Genomic DNA, 19,629 nt, shown 5'->3' with positions numbered 1-19,629 from the left:
ATACAATTATTCTTCCGAATCAGAATTCTCATTTCCCTCAGCGTGGTCTGTCTGCGGAGTTTCTGTATCGTTTTCTTGGTTATCAGCTACAGTTCCTTCTATTTCTTCAATTTCTTCAGAATCTTCTACTTCTTTGTCCATTTCAACTTTGGCAATGGCAGCAATTTCATCGTTTTTCTTAAGATTGATGAGTTTTACACCTTGTGTATTTCTACCCATTACTCTCATTTCATCCATTCCCATTCTGATGGCAACACCGGATTTGTTGATGATCATTAATCCGTCTTCATCTGTTACGTTTTGGATGGCAATCAGATTTCCTGTTTTTTCAGTAATGTTTAAAGTGATTACTCCTTTTCCTCCTCTGTTGGTAATTCTGTAGTCTTCAACGGCTGTTCTCTTTCCGTATCCTTTTTCAGATACTACAAGAACGGTTTCTTTTTCTACATCATTTACTACAATCATACCGATTACTTCATCATTATCATCCATGGCAATACCGCGAACACCAATGGAACCTCTTCCTACTTCTCTTACTTTTTCTTCAGGGAAACGGATACATTTACCATTTTTAGTAGCAATCATGATCTGTGATGTGCCGTTCGTTAAATATGCTCCTAACAACTGGTCATTATCCCTGATTTCAATCGCATTTACCCCATTTACCCTTGGTCTTGAATAAGCTTCCAATGAGGTTTTCTTGATTGTACCGTTTTTGGTTACCATTACTACACTCATTTGATTCACATATTCAGAATCTTTAAGGTTATTGGTTCTGATGTAAGCTTTAATTTTATCATCGGGTTCGATGTTAATTAAGTTCTGTACCGCTCTTCCTTTTGCTGTTTTAGAGCCTTCAGGAATTTCGAATACCCTTAGCCAGTAACATCTTCCTTTTTCAGTAAAGAACAGCATATACTGGTGGTTGGTAGCAGAAACAATGTACTCAAGGAAATCTGAATCCCTTGTTGTTGCTGCTTTATTTCCTACACCGCCCCTGCTTTGAATTTTATATTCTGAAAGTGAAGTTCTTTTGATATATCCGGCATGTGAAATAGTAAGTACTACAGATTCGTTCGGGATGATATCTTCAATAGACATTTCACCTCCTGAATAATCGATTTCGGTTCTTCTTTCGTCGCCATATTTCTCTTTAACTTCAATTAATTCATCTTTAATGATCTGGAATCTTCTTGGTTCATTAGCCAGGATATCTTCAAGATCAGCAATTTCTTTCATAATCGCATCATATTCGTCACGGATCTTATCAAGTTCCATTCCTGTAAGACGCGCAAGACGAAGATCAAGAATTGCCTGAGCCTGAATTTCAGAAAGTTCAAAAGCTTCAATTAATCCTTCTTTTGCAGCCTGCGGATTGGCAGAGTGACGAATGATAGAAATTGCTCTGTCCAGGGAATCCTGAGTTCCGATCACTTTCATGAAACCTTCCAAAATATGAGCTCTTTCTTTTGCTTTTCTAAGCTCAAATTGAGTTCTTCTTACGATCACTTCATGTCTGTGCTCCACAAAATGGTGGATAATGTCTTTCAGATTTAATTGTTCTGGTCTTCCATGTACCAAAGCAATATTATTAACACTGAAAGAGGTCTGAAGCGCTGTATATTTATATAATAAGTTTAGAACAACATTCGGAATCGCGTCATTTTTCAATTCATAAACAATACGAAGCCCTCTTCTGTCTGACTCATCTCTGATTTCGTAAATTCCCGGGATTTTTTCTTCCTTCACCAATTCTGCGGTTCTGGCAATCATCTCGGCTTTGTTTACCTGATAAGGAACTTCATTGACAATAATGGCATTTCTATTTCCTATTTCTTCAAAGGCAACTTTAGCACGAAGCACTACCCTTCCTCTACCGGTATGAAATGCATCTCTTACACCGTCATATCCGTAGATAATTCCACCTGTAGGAAAATCCGGGGCGATGATGTGCTGCATTAGTTCATCAATGGTAATTTCTTTATTATCAATATATGCACAGATGGCATCTACCGATTCGGATAAGTTGTGCGGGGCCATGTTTGTGGCCATCCCTACGGCAATACCGGAAGTTCCGTTTACCAGAAGATTAGGAATTTTAGAAGGTAAAACAGTAGGCTCCTGTAAGCTATCGTCAAAGTTATTCTGAAAATCTACCGTTTCTTTGTCTAGGTCTGAAAGCACTTCATCAGAAATCTTTTTCAATCGTGCTTCGGTATAACGCATAGCCGCCGGCGGATCACCGTCCATTGAACCGAAGTTACCCTGCCCGTCTACCTGAGGATAACGAAGGCTCCAGTCCTGAGCCATTCTCACCATTGCATCGTATACAGAAGAATCTCCGTGAGGGTGGTATTTACCTAAAACGTCTCCAACAATTCTAGCAGATTTTAAATATTTTCTATTAGAAAAAACCCCTAATCCATACATACCGTAAAGTACTCTTCTATGAACGGGTTTCAAGCCGTCTCTCACGTCAGGTAACGCCCTTGAAACGATAACAGACATCGAATAATCGATATAAGACGACTTCATTTCATCAACAATATTGATGGGAATCAGTCTTTCTCCTTCTTTTTGCATAAACAAATTTTATTATAATGACAGTCAGACCCTTAGCTGTATGTCTGAAAATTATTTTTTTTGAATTTTTATTAACGGGCTAATTTACGAAAAATTTGCCGATTTTTGCCCTAGAATTTTACTCAAATTATTAAAAAAATCATAAAATATGAGCGTATTAAGCATAACTTTCCACTGTACGAAAAGCAATCTGGAAGAATGGGAAAATTATATCGATGAAACATTGATTTTAATGGCTGAAAACTTAATGGATGTCAATAAATATATTCTTTCGGAAGTGGGCAGCGACTATATTGAAGAAGGAAAAAATTATAATCTGCTGCTGGTTTTTGATAATGATGATCTTAGAGAAGATTTTGTGAAAAGTGAACTTCAGAGTATTGTTGAACGTGTAGAAAATAAATTTGGACAGGAAGTAATGATCTTTAATACCTTTTTAAATCCAAGAAAGTCAAGACTTTAAGAGTCTGTTTAAATTTTATTAAATAAATTTTTTGACAGTTTTTTCTTAATTTTCTAAATTAAATGAACTTTGTTTATTTTTTAATTCAACATTAAGAAATCTTTAGATTCGACGTAGTCAATTTTAGTGAGTTAGGTTTTATTCAAGTTAATGAATCAATAAATTGATTTTTATTATGTTTTAAGCTAAAGGGACTTAATTCCTTAATGTTGAAAATACATTATAATAGGCTTTAAAAGTTACGTTTATATATATTTATCTCAAAATAAAAAACCCGGGAAATTTCGGGTTTAATTTTTTACCTTCTGTGCGGAGGTGCAGGCGGTTTTGGAGGAGCCGGAGGCCTGTGCAGACAAGAAGACAGCACGGCAAACATAGCCAGTGCCAGTAACATTTTAGATAAGTTTTTCATAAATTTTTATTTGTGATTACAATATATTTATCAAGCTGGATGCCAATGTTATTTAAAAAACAAAAGCACCGAAAATTCGATGCTCTTTATTTTAAATTTTACCTGTGACGTCCATGCCCACGTCGTTTGTGGTGACCATGTCCTGGTCCGTGGCCTCTTTTTTCATAGATATATACTTTCTTTGCCTGTCCCGGAGGCATTCCCCTTCTTCCATGATGCTCATGAACAATGCATGAAGTCATCAACACCATAACTGTTGCAACCCCAACAATTTTAATCAAACTTTTCATTTTTTCACTTTTCAAATTTCCGGATATATGAAACAATGTTGATGCCAAAAAAGTGAATTAAGTTATTTAAATCTTTTGAAATATGCTTTAATACTGACTTTATACAAATATTAACTTTGAAAATTAATGGTATTTGCGTTTGTATTTTCTTTTAATTCTGGAATAATGTGTTTGCTTATTTTGTTCGTCTTCGGATACTACGCTTATATTTCCGTCAACTTCAAGGATGGAAAGTTTCACTTTATCTATACTGTCAACACCATGCTCACGGATCGCTTCTTCCAGCTCATCTTTGTTGATTTTTACTTTATCTAAGGCATCCTGATCTACTTTACCATCCTTCACTAAAATCACAGGATCATCTTCAAGAAAACTGCTGAATTTTTTGTTTGAAAACATTAATCTTTTAACAATAAAATTGGCAATAAAAAGTACAAGTGCTGCAACAAGCCCTCCTTGAAGAGAAGTGTTTTCTCCAACCATTGCATTCTGAACAGCGTTGGAAATAAGCAAAAGCAGAACAACATCTCCGGCATTCAGCTGCGAAAGCTGGTTTTTACCAAAAAGGCGAATCGCGACTACCATAAAAAGATAAACGCAAAGTGATCGTACAACGACGTCTAAAATAGGATTCACAAATTTCAATTATACCATCAAATGTATTAATTTTTGTTGTATAGCATCAGGTTCTGCCTCTAAGTTTTAACAGAATGAATTATTAAACAATAAAAAATTATAATTAAAGTTTAAACTTTTATATAACCACAACAGTCACAAAAGATGAGCTTAGCTTTTATTTAAAGTTGATGAATACAATAAAAAAGGTCACAGTAGTTAAAAAATCTTCGATTTTTATTCTTTTGAGAACTTTGAATATACTAATCATTGCGTTGTGATTACCTTTTGAGACTTTTGACTACGTCGAACCTTTGGTTTGCGGTTATTCTGAAATTAGTTTAAAAGTTTTTTAAATAAAAAATAAAAACCGCCTCGTAAAAGCGGTTTCATAAGTTGTTAAGGACATTGTGCGATCGGAATTTCACTGCAAACTGTTTTATTTAATCTTTCGCAGTAAACACAATACTTTTTTGGTTGTCCACCGTACATCGACTTAAGTTCTGTTTTTGTCAGTTTCTTTAAATTTTTCATATCGCTTTAATTTTGTTGATTAAATTTAAAACGAAGTTTATTCATGAATATTACAATTTGTTCGGAGAATTTTCCATGATTTTCATTTATGTGGTAGAAGCATTTTTGCTCTTTTTAAATTCCTGAAAATCGGAATACCCATATTCAGGACACGCACCTGATTTTGAAGTAATAAAAGCTCCTAATGAAACAGCCTGTTGAAGAGTTTTCTCAGGACTTTCATTGTAAATTCTTTTTGATATAAAGCCCGACAGAAACGAATCTCCACTTCCTACAGTATCAGCAACTTTTACTGGTACTGCATCTAAAAAATACATTTTTTCGCCTACAAAATATTTTGCTCCTTCACTCCCTTTGGTTAAAACAACTTCATTAATCTGAAAACGTTTTTGAATATATTGTACAGCCTCTTCATCAGTCGTATATTTTTCGCCGGTAAAATCCAAAATTTGTTGTAGTTCGGATTTATTGATTTTTACAATGTCTGCTTTATGTAAAAGTGTTTCAATATGCTCTGTATCAATAAAAGGAGGCCTGAAGTTAACATCAAAAATTTTGAGTTGAGCTTTTTCCAGAAGCCGGAGCAGTGTGTTTTTTGTCTTTTCATTTCTTGAAGAAAGACTTCCGTATACAAATGCTTCAGCATTAGAAATCAAATCATTGTGTTCCGGAAGATATTCAATATGATCCCATGCAACATTATCAATAATTTCATATGTTGCTTCGTTTTGTTCATCAATTTTAGCGATTACAGTACTGGTCGGGTGTATATTGTCGTTTTGTATAAAATCTGTTGAAATTCCCCAGTTTTTTATTTTCTGTTTTAGCTCACCGCCCAGCTCATCATTTCCTGTTCTGCTGAGTACTTTTACATCAATCCCTGCCTTATGAACGTGATAAGCTACATTAAAGGGCGCCCCTCCTGCTCTTGAACCTTCAGGAAAAATATCCCAAAGAACCTCCCCAAAACATACGATATAAGCATTTTTATCTTTCATATTGTCATTTAAATATTATTATTCTACAGAGCTACGTTCCATAAATTTTGCCTGCAAAATCATCCTTTCTCCTTTCGGATTATAATTGTTAATTTGGTTATCAAGAAGTTTAACAGACTCTCTTGCCATCTCGGCCAGCGGCTGTTGTACAAAACTTACTTCAGTAGGAAAAAGATAATAAGCTTCTGTCTCATCAAAAGCAACCAGTGACACATCTTGCGGAACCTTTATTTCATTGTCGATAAGATATCTCAGCCCGGCAATTCCCAATTTATTACTTGAAAAATAAATGGCCGTTTTTTTTGAAAGATCCAGGTTGGCTTTCAGCTGATGGTTTACTTCTTCCGTAATATGATGAATGCTCGTTAAAATTCTCTTTACTTTAACATCAGATTTTTCAATTCTTTTTTCAAAACCATTCTGTCTGTCTAGCAAATGGGGTAATTCCGTATCATATCCTACATAAATAAGTTCTTTAAAGTTTTTCCTGAGTAGATAGTCACAGATCTTTTCAGAAACTTCAGCATTATTGATCATTACCCCGGGAAGATCTATATTTTTAAGATACCTGTCAATCGTTACAATAGGATATTCTTCTCTGATCAGCTTGTTGATGGCTTCATCTGAATCAACCACAGGAGCAATGATCATCCCGTCTACCTGCTGCTCGGAGAACAATTCCGTCAGTCTTTTGAATTTTTCCGGATTTTCGTCGCAACTTCCGATCAGAAGAGTGTACCCAAGCTTCATAGCTTCGTCTTCGATGCTGCGGGCAATATTAGAATAAAAATCGTTGGAAATATCCGCCACAATTAGGCCTATCAATTTGCTTTTGCGCATTTTAAGGCTTTTGGCAATTTTATTGGGTGTATAATTGATGTTTTGTGCGACTTCCAGAATTCTTTTCCTTGTAGCTTCACTTATCCGGCTGCCCTCCTTCTGGTTGAGAACATAGGAAACAGTTGCGACAGATACCTCCGCCAGTCTTGCAATATCTTTTATAGAAGCTCTTTTCATTATGGTTGACTTTACCGCAAAAATATCTCATAAAAGCACTAAAAAACAATAGCATTATTTTTTGGACATTTGAAAAATAATTGTAGCTTCGCAGCTTTTTAAATAATTAATTCTCAATGCTTAAATATTTGATTATTAATTGTTTAATTTTTGTACATTCCGGCTTGTTAATGTAAAATGATTGGAATCAAGAAGCTTTACCGCAATTTTGGTTAAACGTTTATTCATCTTAATTTAGTTAAAATTATTTTTAATTCAAAATTATGTCCAGAATTGTGTTATTTTTTTGATGTATTGTACTTCTACTCATAATTGCTTACTTTAGCTTTACAAATTATTATATATGATTGACAAGATAAATATTAGGGTTTATGCCTGTGCGGTTAAGGATAAAAAAGTCTTGGCTTTATTTGAGGAATATGCAGGTGAACCTTTAATGAAATTTCCTGGTGGCGGGTTGGAATTTGGTGAAGGAGTAATAGAATGCCTTCACCGTGAATTTGATGAAGAGTTAAATGTAAAGATAAATGTGGTTGAACATTTTTATACTCAGGAAAATTTTCTGGTGTCGCGTTTCAGAGAAAATGAACAGCTGCTGACGATTTATTATCTCGTAGATATCATCAATGAAGAAGATTTTCTGATTCTTGATCCTTGCATAGAAAAAACGGAATGGATTGATATTGAAACAGTTGACAATCCTTTTGTTCTGCCTGTTGATAAAATTGTATTTGATAAATTGAAAGAAAAATTCCTGTAAGAAAATACTTACAGGAATTTTAATTATGCTGATTATTATTTGTAAACTTTGAAATTATTTGCTCCCGGATAAGGCTGCAGATAGCCTGAGTTCCAGTTTGACTGAAGCAGTGACTCAAGGTATTGATCGGTAGTTTTGTTGTGCGGATCATATTTGTCTTTGAGATCGATATCTGCCATTTTACCTTTAAGATTCCACCAGAATGCACTCCAGCCGCCTCTTAACTCCTTAATAATTTCATACACATTTTTTCCGGTAGCTCTGTTCATCAGCTTCGTAAAAATCTGTCCTTCTGTTGTGGTGAGATCCCGAAGCTGCTTTTCATATTGGTCCGCAAGGATGTTCTGGCGATCTTTTATGTATTTTCTTTTGGCTTTACTGTCAAGGTTATTCATTTCTCCCTGAATGTCCCTGTACTGCTGCAGAGCGGTTACAAATAATGGGTAAACCCTGTATAATTTTTTATTTAAAAAATAGTAATAGTTTCTGTCAAGCTGATTATTGAATTTCGGTTTATTGAGCAAAATCAATTCATCCATTACAACCACCGTCTCGCCATTTATTTCATAGATCTTCGCTTTCTGCCGTTCATCATAAAAATATTTATTTCCGAATTCGTCTACCTTTAAAAGTTCCTGAGGGTATTGGCTTAATGGCTTTGCAATAACAGAATCTTTCTGACCAAAAACACTCACCCCAAAAAACAAAAGATAAAGACAAATAATCTTGCTAAATTTCATTATTTTTACACCTATTATAGAGAAATTTAAACGCAAAAATCATTCCTTTTTATGAAATTTGATAAGAAATCTTTGAAATTTTTAGAAAAATATTTAAATACTTCTTCGCCTACCGGTTATGAGCATGAAGGCCAGAAAATCTGGATGGATTATATAAAACCTTATGTTGACAAAATTGAGGTCGATCATTATGGTACATGCTATGGAATCATCAATCCTGAAGCTGAATTTAAAGTGGTGATCGAGGCTCATGCAGACGAAATTTCATGGTATGTGAATTATATTACCGATGACGGATTGATTTATGTAATCAGAAACGGCGGTTCAGATCAGACGATAGCTCCATCTAAAGTAGTTCACATTCATGGGGAAAAAGGAATTGTAAAAGGTGTTTTTGGATGGCCTGCTATTCATACAAGAAGCAATCAGAACGAGCCTACTCCTAAAATTGAAAATATTTTTATCGACTGTGGTGCAACTTCAAAAAAAGAAGTAGAGGAAATGGGAATCTATGTCGGATGCATGATTACTTATCCTGATGAATTTTTTGAAATGAATAACAGGTATTTTGTCTGCAGGGCTTTAGACAACAGAATCGGAGGCTTCATGATTGCTGAAGTAGCGCGTCTTTTAAAGGAAAATAAAAAAATACTTCCTTTTGGTTTGTACATTACCAATTCTGTTCAGGAAGAAGTGGGATTGTATGGTGCTGATATGATTGCAGATACGATAAAACCAAATATTGCAATTGTAACAGATGTTACCCACGATACTTCAACTCCGATGATCGAAAAGAAAAAAGAAGGTGATCAGAAATGTGGTGACGGACCGGTTGTGTTTTTTGCACCAAGCGTTCATCATACCATCAGAGAATTGATCATCGAGACAGCAAAAACTGAAAAAATTCCTTTCCAAAGAGCTGCTGCAAGCAGAATGACCGGTACTGATACGGATGCTTTTGCACACTCTAACGGTGGGGTCCCAAGCGCATTGATTTCATTGCCGTTACGATACATGCACACAACGGTGGAAATGGTTTCTAAAGAAGATGTAGGAAATGTGATTAAGCTGATTTATGAAACTCTTCTTAAAATTCAACCGGAAATGAAACTTAAGTATCATTAAAATGAGCAATTTCTTGAATCATCTTGTCAGTAAGCCAACATTTGTATCCGTTTTGACGGCATTATATTTTAGTTATGTTCTTTTTTTGATCGTATATAAATGGTTTGATCCACCGAAAATAGGCTCGGCTTATAAAATGATTCTTGAAACTTTACTCGTGTGCAGCGTCGTACCTTTGGTATTATTCATCGTTGACCGATTACTGGTGCTCAAATTCAGTAATATTAAATTAACAGTCATTGAAACAATTATTTTAGGAAGTGTTTTTGTGTATTGTTTGATTCAATAATATAATAGAAAAGTATAAAAGTAAAAATGAAAACAAAGCTTATTGCTCCTTCCCTGTTGGCTGCAGATTTCGGAAACCTGCAGAGAGATATAGAGATGATAAATAATTCACAAGCCGACTGGTTTCATGTGGATGTAATGGACGGAAGATTCGTTCCCAACATCTCATTTGGTTTTCCTGTGATGAAGACAGTTCAGCAGCATGCTAAAAAATTTGTTGATGTGCATCTCATGATTGTGGAACCTGAAAAATATGTTGAAGAATTCATCAATCAGGGCGCTGATCTTGTTTCTGTACATTACGAAGCCTGCACCCATCTTCACCGAACCATTCATCATATTCAGAGTTTGGGAGCCAAGGCTGGCGTTGTTCTGAATCCTTCCACTCCTGTACTGATGCTGGAAGACATTATTGCAGATGTTGATCTTGTATTGCTTATGAGTGTAAACCCAGGTTTTGGCGGACAAAAATTCATTGAGAATACTTACAAGAAAATTGCAGAAACCAAAGATCTTATTTTAAGTAATAATTCTACTGCTCTTATCGAAATTGATGGAGGGGTAAATATTGATAATGCAGCTAAACTTTTCGAAGCCGGAGCAGATGTATTGGTCGCTGGAAATGCTGTCTTTTCGGCAGAAAATCCTGAGAGGACAATAGAGCTTCTTAAGATTTAATCCCATAAAGAAAATTTTATGACAAAAAGGCAGCTATATAAGCTGCCTTTCTTCTTCTTCACTGAAATTAAGTCCTTACGGTTATTAGTTTTAATTTTCCCTGTTGTTTTAACACTGTAAAATTGCAAAAAAATACCATACCAGATATCCGTATAAATACTGAATTTATCATTACGTATAAATACGTAATTTTAAAGTATTGATCGATGTTTCAACATGATTTACAGTTACTTATTTATGGACAAAAAAAATCCGGAGAAATATTTTCTCCGGACATATGGACATATATTGTTGAGTGAATTTTTCTTAGAAAATTTCTCTTCCTGAAAAATGAAATTGAGCTTCAATAAGAGCGTTCTCATCAGAATCAGAACCGTGAACCGCATTTTCTCCGATGCTTCTTGCAAACATTTTTCTGATTGTACCTTCTGCAGCTTCAGCAGGATTTGTAGCACCAATCAAAGTTCTGAAATCTTCAACAGCATTATCCTTTTCAAGAACCGCTGCGACGATTGGTCCTGAGCTCATAAATTCAACCAGTTCTCCATAGAATGGTCTTTCAGCGTGAACTTCGTAGAATTTTTTGGCATCAGCAACAGTAAGCTGCGTTAATTTTAATGCTTTAATTTTAAAACCTCCTTCTGCGATTTTTCCTAATATAGCACCGATATGTCCGTCTGCAACAGCATCTGGCTTAATCATGGTGAATGTAATGTTAGACATATATGTATATTTTTTTAATGGCGCAAAAATACAAAAAAAATCTGTTACTTATATTTTAAACAAATTTTAACATAAAAATAACATTTGTTAAGAAATGGTAAATAAAACTTTGGCACAGTAATTGTTTCTTATATTTCGATTCTCATGTTTAATTTGAGTTTTCATGGTTATTAGTTTTTACCCAGCTTCGGCTGGGTTTTTTATTGATGCATGTTTCAGGGATTTCTTATCATAGAAATGAAAGAAGAATTCTAATACTATTAAAATCAATACGTTATTGCTTCATTTTAAATCAATGAAGGTTGAAATAAATTATTTTTAACTAAATGTTGAATTATTTTTGAACGGATTCTTCAGCTTCCTCCATCAACTTAATATAAGTTGAATATCTCGAATGCTGAATTTCGCCTGTTTCAAGGCCGGCAACTACGGCACATTTTGGTTCATTGATGTGAAGGCAATTGTGAAATTTGCATTCTTCTCTTTTTTTGAAGATTTCAGGGAAGTAATGCTGTACTTCTTCTTTTTCTATATCGATCATGGCGAATTCCCTTACTCCTGGCGTATCAATTACATTACCTCCAAAATCCCAGAAATGCATTTGAGCAAAAGTTGTTGTATGCTTTCCTTTAAGATGAGTATCGGAAATTTCTGATGTTTTTAAATTCAATCCGGGCTGCAATGCATTCACCAATGTAGATTTGCCACAACCGGAATGTCCGAAAAAAACAGAAGTTTTGTCTTTTAGCAATTCCTGTAGCTGGTCGAGGTTTAATTTGGAATAGGAAGAAATTTCGAGGGATTCATATCCTATTTCGCTATAGAGAAACTCAATATCCTTTACAATCTCTATTTCTTCTTCGTGAAGAACATCAATTTTATTGAATAAAATAAGTGGTGTAATATTGTAAGCTTCACAACACGCCAGAAATCTGTCTAAAAAACCGAGAGAGGTTTCCGGATGCTTTAAAGTAAAAATGAAACAGGCAAGATCAATATTAGAAGCGATTATGTGAGCTTCTTTGGAAAGGTTTACAGATTTTCTGATCAGATAATTTCTACGGGGTTCAATTTTTGTAATCCAGGCAATATCATCCTGTTCAAGCTGAAATTCCACAAAATCACCTACAGCAAGCGGATTGGTAAGCCTTGTTTTTATCAGTTTAAATTTACCGCGAATTCTGGCTTCAAAGATTTTGCCGGTTTCCGTTTCCAAAACCTGATACCAACTTCCCGTAGATTTAATAACTTTTCCTTTCATATCGTAACTTGATGCAAATATAACGAATTAGGGCTTAGAATTTAGAATTTAAGCAATTTACAGCGAAATGTAAAGTTAATTTCTAAGTTCCAAGCCCTTGAAAATTTATATAAAAGCGCTGTTATCTGTTGATCATAATATTATTCTGAACTTCAATAGATTCTTCGTGAATCGCTTTAAAAACCTTTTCGATAAATTCTTTAGACATTCCTGTTTCTACAGCTTTTTGAGTCGCATATTCAGTAATTACTTTCCAGCGTTCCGGTTGAAATATGGCAATATCATTTTCTTTTTTAAGTCTTCCGATTTTCTCTGAAATTTTCATTCTTTGTGAAAGTAATTCAATGAGCTGAAAATCAATATCGGAGATTAATGTTCTGTGTCTTCCCATATCATCTTCAAAGCCAGCAAGATTTGTATTTCTCATTTTCAGATTACCAATAAGATCTGCGAGAATTTCCGGTGTGATCTGTTGTGCAGCGTCACTCCATGCCTCATCAGGATTTGCATGCGTTTCAATAATAGCTCCCTGGTAACCTACATTCAGGGCTTCCTGAGTAATATCTGCCAAGCCTGTTCTATTTCCACATATGTGAGACGGATCGATAAGCATCGGGATATTGGGAAACTGGCTCTTAAAATCCAGGGCAATCTGCCAGTTTGGATTATTTCTGTATTTTGTTTTCTGATACGTTGAAAATCCTCTGTGAATAACACCCAGATTTCTTATCCCCTGACCTAAAAGTCTTTCCAAAGCACCGATCCATAAAGCAAGATCTGGATTGACAGGATTCTTTACCAAAATGGTTTTTTCTGTACCTCTCAGTGCCATAGCGATTTCCTGAACAGTGAATGGATTCACAGTAGAACGGGCGCCGATCCAAAGAATATCAACATCTGCTTCCAGTGCTGCAAAGACATGGTGGGCATTGGCAACTTCCGTAGCCGTTTTAAATCCGTATTCTTCTTTTACTTTCTTTAGCCAGTTTAGCCCAATCACTCCTACCCCTTCAAATCCGTTCGGCTTGGTACGTGGCTTCCAGATTCCAGCACGGAATATCGGAACATCTGCATTGGTTTCTTTAATTCTTCGGGCTGTTTCCAGCATCTGGGATTCGCTCTCCGCACTGCATGGCCCCGCGATCATCATCGGTTGCGAAAAAGCATTGATCCAGTCGTTCTGTAATTCTTTTAGATTCATTTATTCTTAATTATTTTATTCTTATTTGTTTATATACATAGCAGTAGCATTATAAATTTACTTTATAATTCTTTCTAAAAAATGCCGTTAAAATTTTTATTAAAGGAATCAGGAAATGGAAGCCATTGGTCCTGTTATTTTTTGGAAAGAAATTCAGTTAGCAATACCAATAAAATCGATAATTTCTTTCTGAACTTCCAAAATAAGTTGAAGAAAAGCTAAAATAACCGCTAAAATATTCAGCGGGCGCAGAAACAGATATAAATGGTTTTACCAGATTTTCCACTATTGATCGTTTATTTATGGGCTTTTCCTTTTAATTCGCTATTGTTGAAAAAAGATTTTCTGTGCAAATATTTAGCAAATATATAAAATTTATTTAAATATGGTAGGCTGAAATTTAACGAAAGTATAAGTCATCTATGTAAGATCAAATCTCATAAGGTCATCCAGATCCTTCAGCAAAGGATTTTTCTGAACAAATTTTTCAAAGATTTTTCTTTTGGTCATGACTTCGATCTTCAGGTTTTCAACGTCACGCTGATAAACTATTTCGATGGAGAAATTATGAACTTTGGTTTTGAAATGATTAAAAAACTCCCGGCTTACTTTGTCAAATTCCACTTTTGCAGAATCTGAAGGGAACATTACCGTGATCTGGTTTTCACCTGTTTTTACAAGCTTAAATGATTTAATGGCATTAAAAACAAAGGTGTCTTTCTTTTGCAGCTGCTTCAGTAATAAATTCCATTCTGCCTGCAAATCTGTATCCGTAAAATGGTTTTGCGGAAGACTTTCTGTTTTTATAACGACAGTTTCCTCTTCTTCGGATTTTTCATCCTTATTTAAAAAAGCATTAATGCTGAATCCGGAAGAAATTACCTGCCTGGTTAATGGCTTCGTTGTCTTTTTTATTTCCGTTGCCTGAGGTTTGTTCAGTTCTTCTGTTTGTGATTGGCTGATTTTTACCTCTATTTTTTTTTCAATAGCTTTTTCAGGAAGTTTTATTTCCTGCTTCTCATTGAGAAACGGAGCTAATATTATAAACTTTTTTTTTTAGAAATATCGGAATTAGCTGTTATGGAAGCTAACTGCATTAATGCAATTTCTACGGTAAGTCTTGGATTTTTAGAATTTTTATAATTAATATCTGCATGATTACAGATTTCAATAGCATCGATGAGCTGTTGAGCATTCCAGTTTTGGGCCTGCTGTACAAATTTAGATTTTGTTTGTTCTCCAACTTCAATAAGATCAATTGTAGACGTATTCTGGGCCATCATAAGGTCTCTGAAGTGGCTTCCAAGTCCTGCTATAAAAATATGAGGATCAAAACCTTTCTTAACGATTTCGTTGAATGCTGCAAGCACTTCCGGGATCTTATTTTCTTTGGCAAGATCTACAATTTTCAGATATTGATCATAATCCAGAATATTCAATACTTCAGCAGCTTTCGCCAATGTAATATTTTTCTGTGAAAAAGTGGAAAGTCTGTCGAAAATAGACAAGGCATCTCTTAAGGCACCATCAGCTTTTTGAGCAATCAGATAAAGAGCGTCGTCTTCGTACTGGATGTTCTCTTTCTGAGCGATGTTTCTTAAGTGTCCCTGGATATCTTCGATTGTGATTCTTTTAAAATCATAAATCTGACAACGTGATAAGATAGTAGGAATAATCTTATGCTTTTCGGTTGTTGCCAGGATAAAAATGGCATGCGCGGGCGGTTCTTCCAGTGTTTTAAGGAAAGCATTAAAGGCTGCGGAAGATAGCATGTGTACCTCATCAATGATGTACACTTTGTATTTACCAACCTGAGGAGCAAAACGTACCTGATCGATCAGTTCGCGGATATCATCTACTGAATTGTTTGATGCTGCATCGAGCTCATAGATATTATAGGCAAAGCCGTCTTCTGAAACAGATCCGTCTTTTTCATTGATTTTTCTGGCAAGGATCCTTGCACATGTAGTTTTACCTACTCCTCTTGGCCCGCAAAATAACAAAGCCTGAGCGAGCTGATTTTCTCCGATCGCATGTTCTAAAGTATCCGTAATATGAGATTGCCCGACAACAGTGTCAAATTGTTGTGGACGATACTTTCGTGCAGATACGATAAAATTTTCCATTGGCCAAAAGTAAGAAATATAGTTGTAATTTGAAAATTTTCAATTTCAAGTTATCCACAAAACTTATCATTGGTCAATAGGAAAATTTTTTCTCATCATTTATCTTTCAGAATACGCAAAATCAATGATCTCACTAATCGCTTTTTCGATCTCATTTCTACCTTCATCAGATTTCAGATCAATACCACAGAACGTGCTTGCGTTATGAGCAGTGTAAAGGTTCAGGTAATAGGCTCCTGATACCAGAAGGGCTGCTATAGCACGATATCTTGTTGATTTTTCTTTAAAATGCGGATCTACAATGTTTTTAAACAGCAATTCATCCATTTCTTCTCTTTCATCTGCTATCTTTTTCAGGAGTGGCTTACTTTCTGAAAGTCCCCAAAGAATAATCTTCTGAAGTTCTTTGTTCTTCTTGATCTGCTCATATTGATTAAGAATTGCCATTTTGGAAAGTTCTTTTCCGCCATCAGAAATGTCTACTTCGATATTATCCTGATTCATTTTGCTCCAATAATCCTGAGTTCTGATATATTCATCAATCAGTTTATCAGTACTTCCGAAATACTCATAAATAAGTTTTTTGTCAAAGCCTGCTACAGCAGCTATCTTACTCACTTTCAGTCCGGCATAGCCTTTTGTTCTTAAAATTTTTCCAACTGCTCCAAGCAGCTTTTGTTTCGTCTTTTCTTTATCCCTAATAGGGCCTTGTACAACTTTTCTAGCCATTTGTAATTATTTTTTTGCAATATGCAACTTTTTATTGATATCCTCAAATGCATTGAGGGTTTTGTCAAGATGTTCACGCTCATGTGTTGCCGTCATACTCATCCTTATACGCGCATCTTTTCTGGCAACAGCCGGATAGATTATGGGGTTTGTATAGATACCACGATCCAATAACATTTTTCCGACATCTCCCGTAATATGGGGATCACCTAATTTCACCGGAATAACTGCTGAGCATGTTGTTCCGGTATCCAGTCCTAAATCATCCAGTCCTTGTTTGAAATAATTGATATTCTCCCAGAGTTTTTTACGCCAATGTGGTTCTTCATCTATTAATTCTATTGCTTTTATAATCCCTGTCGCTGTGGAAGGAGGTGTGGTTGCCGAAAATATTTGCTGTCGAGACTGGAATCTTATAAAGTTTGCCAACGTTTTATTTGCAATCACATATCCTCCAAGATTACCAAAGGTCTTGCTGAATGTTCCTGTGATTATATCAATTTTATCCAGCAATCCTGTATTTTCAATAGTTCCTCTCCCTGTTTTGCCTAAAATCCCCACCCCATGCACGTCGTCAATCATAAGATAGGCTCCGTATTTTTTTACTAATTTATAAATTTCTTCAACAGGTGCAGTGTCTCCATCCTGAGAATAAACCCCATCAATCACTACCAATTTCGTACGAAATTGATTTTTAGAAAGTTTTAAAATCTGCTCCAGCGCTTCGAGATTATTATGAGGAAATGTTTTTCTGTTGGTCAGTATACATCCTTCATAAACACTTGCATGCACTGCCATGTCAACAATTGCGATATCTTCCTTTTGGAGCAAAATCTGTAATGTTGCGCTGTTTGCCGTATATCCTGTCGTGAATATCACTGCTTCATCCTGTGTTCTTCCGAAAAACGAAGATATTTTGTCTTCTAAATCATTATGATAAGAATAATAACCTCCGATCAGCGGTGTTGCCGCCGTTCCTGTTCCGTATTTTTCTATTCCTTCTATAGCCGCCTGCTTTACTTTTGGGTGCTGAGTGAATCCTAAATAATCGCTTGTAACAAAACTTATGAATTCTTTTGTTACATTTTCTGTGCCGACATTCATGACCGAGCTGCAACCTGTATTGTTCCGCAATCTGTATCTGTGGCCGTTTCTTTTCATATATTCCAGAAAATCGTAATAAATATCCGCTCGTTCCATCATATCCATTCCCGGGATATTTTCAAAATCTTTAAATGTTGCCGTTGAAAAATTAATATTCATCCTTTAAATGTTTGTTGTTATTATAACAAATATAGGATTTATTTAAAATAAAATCAATTTTTCATTAAAAAAAATACAATGCTTGAATTATTTTTTATTAAAAAATCATAAATATATCACACATTCATAATAATTCCAACTAAACAAAATGAAAAAAGCAAAAGCAATTTAACTTTATGCAACTTATAATCAGTTAGTCATCAATATCTTAAAAATCCAGAATTTGCTTATTTTCATTAAACGCGCTTACGGAATTTTTTACCTGCAATTTTTCAAGAATATTCTGACGGTGCCTGTTTACAGTATTGATGCTTATTGACAACTGATCTGCAATTTCTTTACTTGTATATCCTTCACCGACATATTTGAGCACTTCCATTTCCCGCGTGGAAAGAATATTGTTATAATTGAGTTTATCTTCTACTACTATTTCACCTTTAACAGAATTTATAATTAAAAATCTGGCAGGCGCCACCTTAGACTGGTCCAGATCAATGTCGTATAGGCAAAGCGCAAACCTGAGTTTCTTATTATGTGAAGAGAAAAAATAAAACATTCTATGCCTTATAAACTTATAGATTTCATTTTTATCTTTTATTTTCATTCTGGAAATAACGCTAAATTCAGAACGCTTTTCAGAATGAACGGATTCTAAAAGCTTAAAAAATCGAAGCTCATGAACATATTTTTTCAGCTTATCATCCGGGTGGATTTTTTTGAGAATTTCTTCTTCCCAAATAGAATTGATAACCGTTGGATAATGAGTGAAATTTAATCCAAGCTCTGATGCTATACCTGAACTAAAAACATAGCTTTTATTAAACTGCATATCACTCAGTACTGCGATAGAGTTTTCAGTTTTCGTATAGGCTTCAGCGATAGTTTTATATATTTCAACATCCATCAGGCATCGTTTACCCTCTTCTTGTTGATTTTGCAGCAAAGCTTTGTTAAGTGTCTTTACAATTTTCATAAAATGGTTATTTTTCAGTATTGAACCGAATACCTTTAAATAATATTTTTGCTAAATTAATAATAATTATACGTAGAGTAATCGCAGGATTTAAAATGAAGAAAATATTTTTAAGTTTTTTTGTATTGTGTATGGTCAATAAAATCGCTGCACAGACATTAGAAAAAATGGTATGGTTTAATGAGCCTTCAAGATGGGAAATCAGGAATAATGCCTTAAATATGTTTGTGACGCCTCAAAGCGACTACTGGAGGATTTCACATTATGGATTTACAGTAGATGATGCTCCATTTCTATACTCAACATATGGTGGAGAGTTTGAAGCTAAGGTAAAAATAAAAGGAAATTACAAGGCAAGATTCGACCAGATGGGCCTTATGCTGAGGATTGATAAGGAAAATTATATCAAAGCAGGAATTGAATTTGTAGACGGAAAATACAATCTAAGTACAGTTGTCACCCATACAACCAGTGACTGGAGTGTGATAACATTAGATAAAACGCCATCCGATATCTGGATAAAAGCGGTACGAAGACTTGATGCCGTGGAAATATTCTATTCTTTTGACGATAAAAACTATACCATGATGCGTAATGCCCATCTACAGGATAATTCTCCTGTTATGGTAGGCCTTATGGCTGCCTGTCCGGATGGTGACGGGTTTAATGCTACTTTCGAAAATTTTAGCGTAAAACATTTACCGGATGAACGACGACTGAAATGGCTGAAAAGCAACAAATAGGTTGAATTAAACTTCAATACTTAGTCAATTTTATTAGCCTCTCCTGATCAGAGAGGTTTTTTTTATCAGACGATTCCAGGATACCACAAAATCGCATTTTTAAATAA

At 35.0% G+C, this 19,629-nt stretch carries 20 protein-coding genes; 5 read left to right on the top strand and 15 right to left on the bottom strand.

Annotated elements, in window-relative coordinates:
• Positions 1–6: 6 nt before the first annotated feature.
• Complete coding sequence (gyrA, locus tag AC3WV0_RS03215; protein ID WP_488843945.1) at positions 7–2,583, bottom strand: DNA gyrase subunit A; 2,577 nt, start codon at positions 2,581–2,583, stop codon at positions 7–9.
• Positions 2,584–2,731: 148 nt separating this feature from the next.
• Between gyrA and AC3WV0_RS03210 the strand changes: the two genes are divergently transcribed.
• Positions 2,732–3,046 carry a DUF4286 family protein gene (locus tag AC3WV0_RS03210; protein ID WP_488843943.1) on the top strand — a complete coding sequence of 105 codons (315 nt, stop codon included), beginning with the start codon at positions 2,732–2,734 and terminating at the stop codon, positions 3,044–3,046.
• A gap of 510 nt (positions 3,047–3,556) precedes the next feature.
• Here AC3WV0_RS03210 and AC3WV0_RS03205 read toward each other — a convergent pair.
• The 5 genes from AC3WV0_RS03205 to AC3WV0_RS03185 form a co-directional block, all read right to left on the bottom strand.
• Positions 3,557–3,748: a hypothetical protein gene (locus AC3WV0_RS03205; RefSeq protein WP_488843941.1), complete on the bottom strand. Its 192-nt coding sequence runs from the start codon at positions 3,746–3,748 to the stop codon at positions 3,557–3,559.
• Between the two features lie 123 nt (positions 3,749–3,871).
• Positions 3,872–4,384 carry a DUF421 domain-containing protein gene (locus tag AC3WV0_RS03200; protein ID WP_488843939.1) on the bottom strand — a complete coding sequence of 171 codons (513 nt, stop codon included), beginning with the start codon at positions 4,382–4,384 and terminating at the stop codon, positions 3,872–3,874.
• Between the two features lie 378 nt (positions 4,385–4,762).
• The gene (locus AC3WV0_RS03195; RefSeq protein WP_488843937.1) at positions 4,763–4,897 is read right to left on the bottom strand and encodes a bacteriocin-like protein; all 135 of its coding nucleotides are present in this window, start codon (positions 4,895–4,897) and stop codon (positions 4,763–4,765) included.
• Positions 4,898–4,983: 86 nt separating this feature from the next.
• Positions 4,984–5,895 carry a carbohydrate kinase family protein gene (locus AC3WV0_RS03190; RefSeq protein WP_488843935.1) on the bottom strand — a complete coding sequence of 304 codons (912 nt, stop codon included), beginning with the start codon at positions 5,893–5,895 and terminating at the stop codon, positions 4,984–4,986.
• A gap of 18 nt (positions 5,896–5,913) precedes the next feature.
• On the bottom strand, positions 5,914–6,912 hold the full coding sequence (locus AC3WV0_RS03185) for a LacI family DNA-binding transcriptional regulator (protein ID WP_488843933.1): 999 nt from the start codon (positions 6,910–6,912) through the stop codon (positions 5,914–5,916).
• 343 nt (positions 6,913–7,255) lie between these two features.
• Between AC3WV0_RS03185 and AC3WV0_RS03180 the strand changes: the two genes are divergently transcribed.
• Positions 7,256–7,672, top strand: a complete 417-nt coding sequence (locus AC3WV0_RS03180; protein ID WP_488843931.1) for an NUDIX domain-containing protein — start codon at positions 7,256–7,258, stop codon at positions 7,670–7,672.
• 35 nt (positions 7,673–7,707) lie between these two features.
• Here the strand turns inward: AC3WV0_RS03180 and AC3WV0_RS03175 are convergent, their stop codons facing one another.
• A complete protein-coding gene (locus tag AC3WV0_RS03175; protein ID WP_488843929.1) occupies positions 7,708–8,412 on the bottom strand; it encodes a DUF4294 domain-containing protein in 705 nt (234 codons plus the stop codon).
• 51 nt (positions 8,413–8,463) lie between these two features.
• Between AC3WV0_RS03175 and chrP the strand changes: the two genes are divergently transcribed.
• Entirely contained in the window at positions 8,464–9,537 is a 1,074-nt protein-coding gene (chrP, locus tag AC3WV0_RS03170) for a chryseobasin maturation metalloprotease ChrP (RefSeq protein ID WP_488843927.1), read from the top strand.
• 315 nt (positions 9,538–9,852) lie between these two features.
• The gene (gene rpe, locus AC3WV0_RS03165) at positions 9,853–10,503 is read left to right on the top strand and encodes a ribulose-phosphate 3-epimerase (protein WP_488843925.1); all 651 of its coding nucleotides are present in this window, start codon (positions 9,853–9,855) and stop codon (positions 10,501–10,503) included.
• A 306-nt stretch (positions 10,504–10,809) separates the two neighbouring features.
• On the opposite strand, the gene AC3WV0_RS03160 is transcribed toward rpe, so the two are convergent.
• From AC3WV0_RS03160 to AC3WV0_RS03125, 8 genes are all read right to left on the bottom strand, one after another.
• Complete coding sequence (locus AC3WV0_RS03160; protein ID WP_034687444.1) at positions 10,810–11,226, bottom strand: nucleoside-diphosphate kinase; 417 nt, start codon at positions 11,224–11,226, stop codon at positions 10,810–10,812.
• 334 nt (positions 11,227–11,560) lie between these two features.
• The gene (rsgA, locus tag AC3WV0_RS03155) at positions 11,561–12,487 is read right to left on the bottom strand and encodes a ribosome small subunit-dependent GTPase A (protein ID WP_488843923.1); all 927 of its coding nucleotides are present in this window, start codon (positions 12,485–12,487) and stop codon (positions 11,561–11,563) included.
• A 121-nt stretch (positions 12,488–12,608) separates the two neighbouring features.
• The gene (locus tag AC3WV0_RS03150) at positions 12,609–13,688 is read right to left on the bottom strand and encodes a chorismate mutase (RefSeq protein ID WP_488843921.1); all 1,080 of its coding nucleotides are present in this window, start codon (positions 13,686–13,688) and stop codon (positions 12,609–12,611) included.
• A 420-nt stretch (positions 13,689–14,108) separates the two neighbouring features.
• Positions 14,109–14,450 carry a hypothetical protein gene (locus tag AC3WV0_RS03145; protein WP_488843919.1) on the bottom strand — a complete coding sequence of 114 codons (342 nt, stop codon included), beginning with the start codon at positions 14,448–14,450 and terminating at the stop codon, positions 14,109–14,111.
• 278 nt (positions 14,451–14,728) lie between these two features.
• Positions 14,729–15,814: a DNA polymerase III subunit gamma/tau gene (gene dnaX / locus AC3WV0_RS03140; RefSeq protein WP_488843917.1), complete on the bottom strand. Its 1,086-nt coding sequence runs from the start codon at positions 15,812–15,814 to the stop codon at positions 14,729–14,731.
• Positions 15,815–15,913: 99 nt separating this feature from the next.
• Entirely contained in the window at positions 15,914–16,543 is a 630-nt protein-coding gene (locus tag AC3WV0_RS03135; protein ID WP_488843915.1) for a TetR/AcrR family transcriptional regulator, read from the bottom strand.
• Between the two features lie 6 nt (positions 16,544–16,549).
• Positions 16,550–17,806 (bottom strand): aminotransferase class I/II-fold pyridoxal phosphate-dependent enzyme, encoded by a 1,257-nt coding sequence (locus tag AC3WV0_RS03130; RefSeq protein WP_488843914.1) that lies wholly within the window; start codon positions 17,804–17,806, stop codon positions 16,550–16,552.
• A gap of 208 nt (positions 17,807–18,014) precedes the next feature.
• Complete coding sequence (locus AC3WV0_RS03125; RefSeq protein ID WP_488843912.1) at positions 18,015–18,779, bottom strand: response regulator transcription factor; 765 nt, start codon at positions 18,777–18,779, stop codon at positions 18,015–18,017.
• 95 nt (positions 18,780–18,874) lie between these two features.
• Here AC3WV0_RS03125 and AC3WV0_RS03120 point away from each other — a divergent pair, with 95 nt between their 5' ends.
• Positions 18,875–19,522, top strand: coding sequence for a DUF1349 domain-containing protein (locus tag AC3WV0_RS03120; protein WP_488843910.1), 648 nt, complete (start codon positions 18,875–18,877; stop codon positions 19,520–19,522).
• The last annotated feature ends 107 nt before the right edge of the window (positions 19,523–19,629 follow it).

It is taken from the genome of Chryseobacterium sp. 27AL, assembly GCF_057815395.1.
Note: the sequence above shows the minus strand (reverse complement) of the source record. Positions and strands in the feature narration are given on the sequence as shown.

Bases quoted from the DNA above. Each gene is read 5' to 3' on its own strand.
- AC3WV0_RS03205 (WP_488843941.1), bottom strand. From the start codon at position 3,748: ATGAAAAGTTTGATTAAAATTGTTGGGGTTGCAACAGTTATGGTGTTG.
- rsgA (WP_488843923.1), bottom strand. From the start codon at position 12,487: ATGAAAGGAAAAGTTATTAAATCTACGGGAAGTTGGTATCAGGTTTTG.
- AC3WV0_RS03190 (WP_488843935.1), bottom strand. From the start codon at position 5,895: ATGAAAGATAAAAATGCTTATATCGTATGTTTTGGGGAGGTTCTTTGG.
- AC3WV0_RS03210 (WP_488843943.1), top strand. From the start codon at position 2,732: ATGAGCGTATTAAGCATAACTTTCCACTGTACGAAAAGCAATCTGGAA.
- dnaX (WP_488843917.1), bottom strand. From the start codon at position 15,814: ATGGAAAATTTTATCGTATCTGCACGAAAGTATCGTCCACAACAATTT.
- AC3WV0_RS03175 (WP_488843929.1), bottom strand. From the start codon at position 8,412: ATGAAATTTAGCAAGATTATTTGTCTTTATCTTTTGTTTTTTGGGGTG.
- rpe (WP_488843925.1), top strand. From the start codon at position 9,853: ATGAAAACAAAGCTTATTGCTCCTTCCCTGTTGGCTGCAGATTTCGGA.
- AC3WV0_RS03120 (WP_488843910.1), top strand. From the start codon at position 18,875: ATGAAGAAAATATTTTTAAGTTTTTTTGTATTGTGTATGGTCAATAAA.
- AC3WV0_RS03160 (WP_034687444.1), bottom strand. From the start codon at position 11,226: ATGTCTAACATTACATTCACCATGATTAAGCCAGATGCTGTTGCAGAC.
- AC3WV0_RS03125 (WP_488843912.1), bottom strand. From the start codon at position 18,779: ATGAAAATTGTAAAGACACTTAACAAAGCTTTGCTGCAAAATCAACAA.
- AC3WV0_RS03130 (WP_488843914.1), bottom strand. From the start codon at position 17,806: ATGAATATTAATTTTTCAACGGCAACATTTAAAGATTTTGAAAATATC.
- chrP (WP_488843927.1), top strand. From the start codon at position 8,464: ATGAAATTTGATAAGAAATCTTTGAAATTTTTAGAAAAATATTTAAAT.
- AC3WV0_RS03135 (WP_488843915.1), bottom strand. From the start codon at position 16,543: ATGGCTAGAAAAGTTGTACAAGGCCCTATTAGGGATAAAGAAAAGACG.
- AC3WV0_RS03185 (WP_488843933.1), bottom strand. From the start codon at position 6,912: ATGAAAAGAGCTTCTATAAAAGATATTGCAAGACTGGCGGAGGTATCT.
- AC3WV0_RS03195 (WP_488843937.1), bottom strand. From the start codon at position 4,897: ATGAAAAATTTAAAGAAACTGACAAAAACAGAACTTAAGTCGATGTAC.
- gyrA (WP_488843945.1), bottom strand. From the start codon at position 2,583: ATGCAAAAAGAAGGAGAAAGACTGATTCCCATCAATATTGTTGATGAA.
- AC3WV0_RS03150 (WP_488843921.1), bottom strand. From the start codon at position 13,688: ATGAATCTAAAAGAATTACAGAACGACTGGATCAATGCTTTTTCGCAA.
- AC3WV0_RS03180 (WP_488843931.1), top strand. From the start codon at position 7,256: ATGATTGACAAGATAAATATTAGGGTTTATGCCTGTGCGGTTAAGGAT.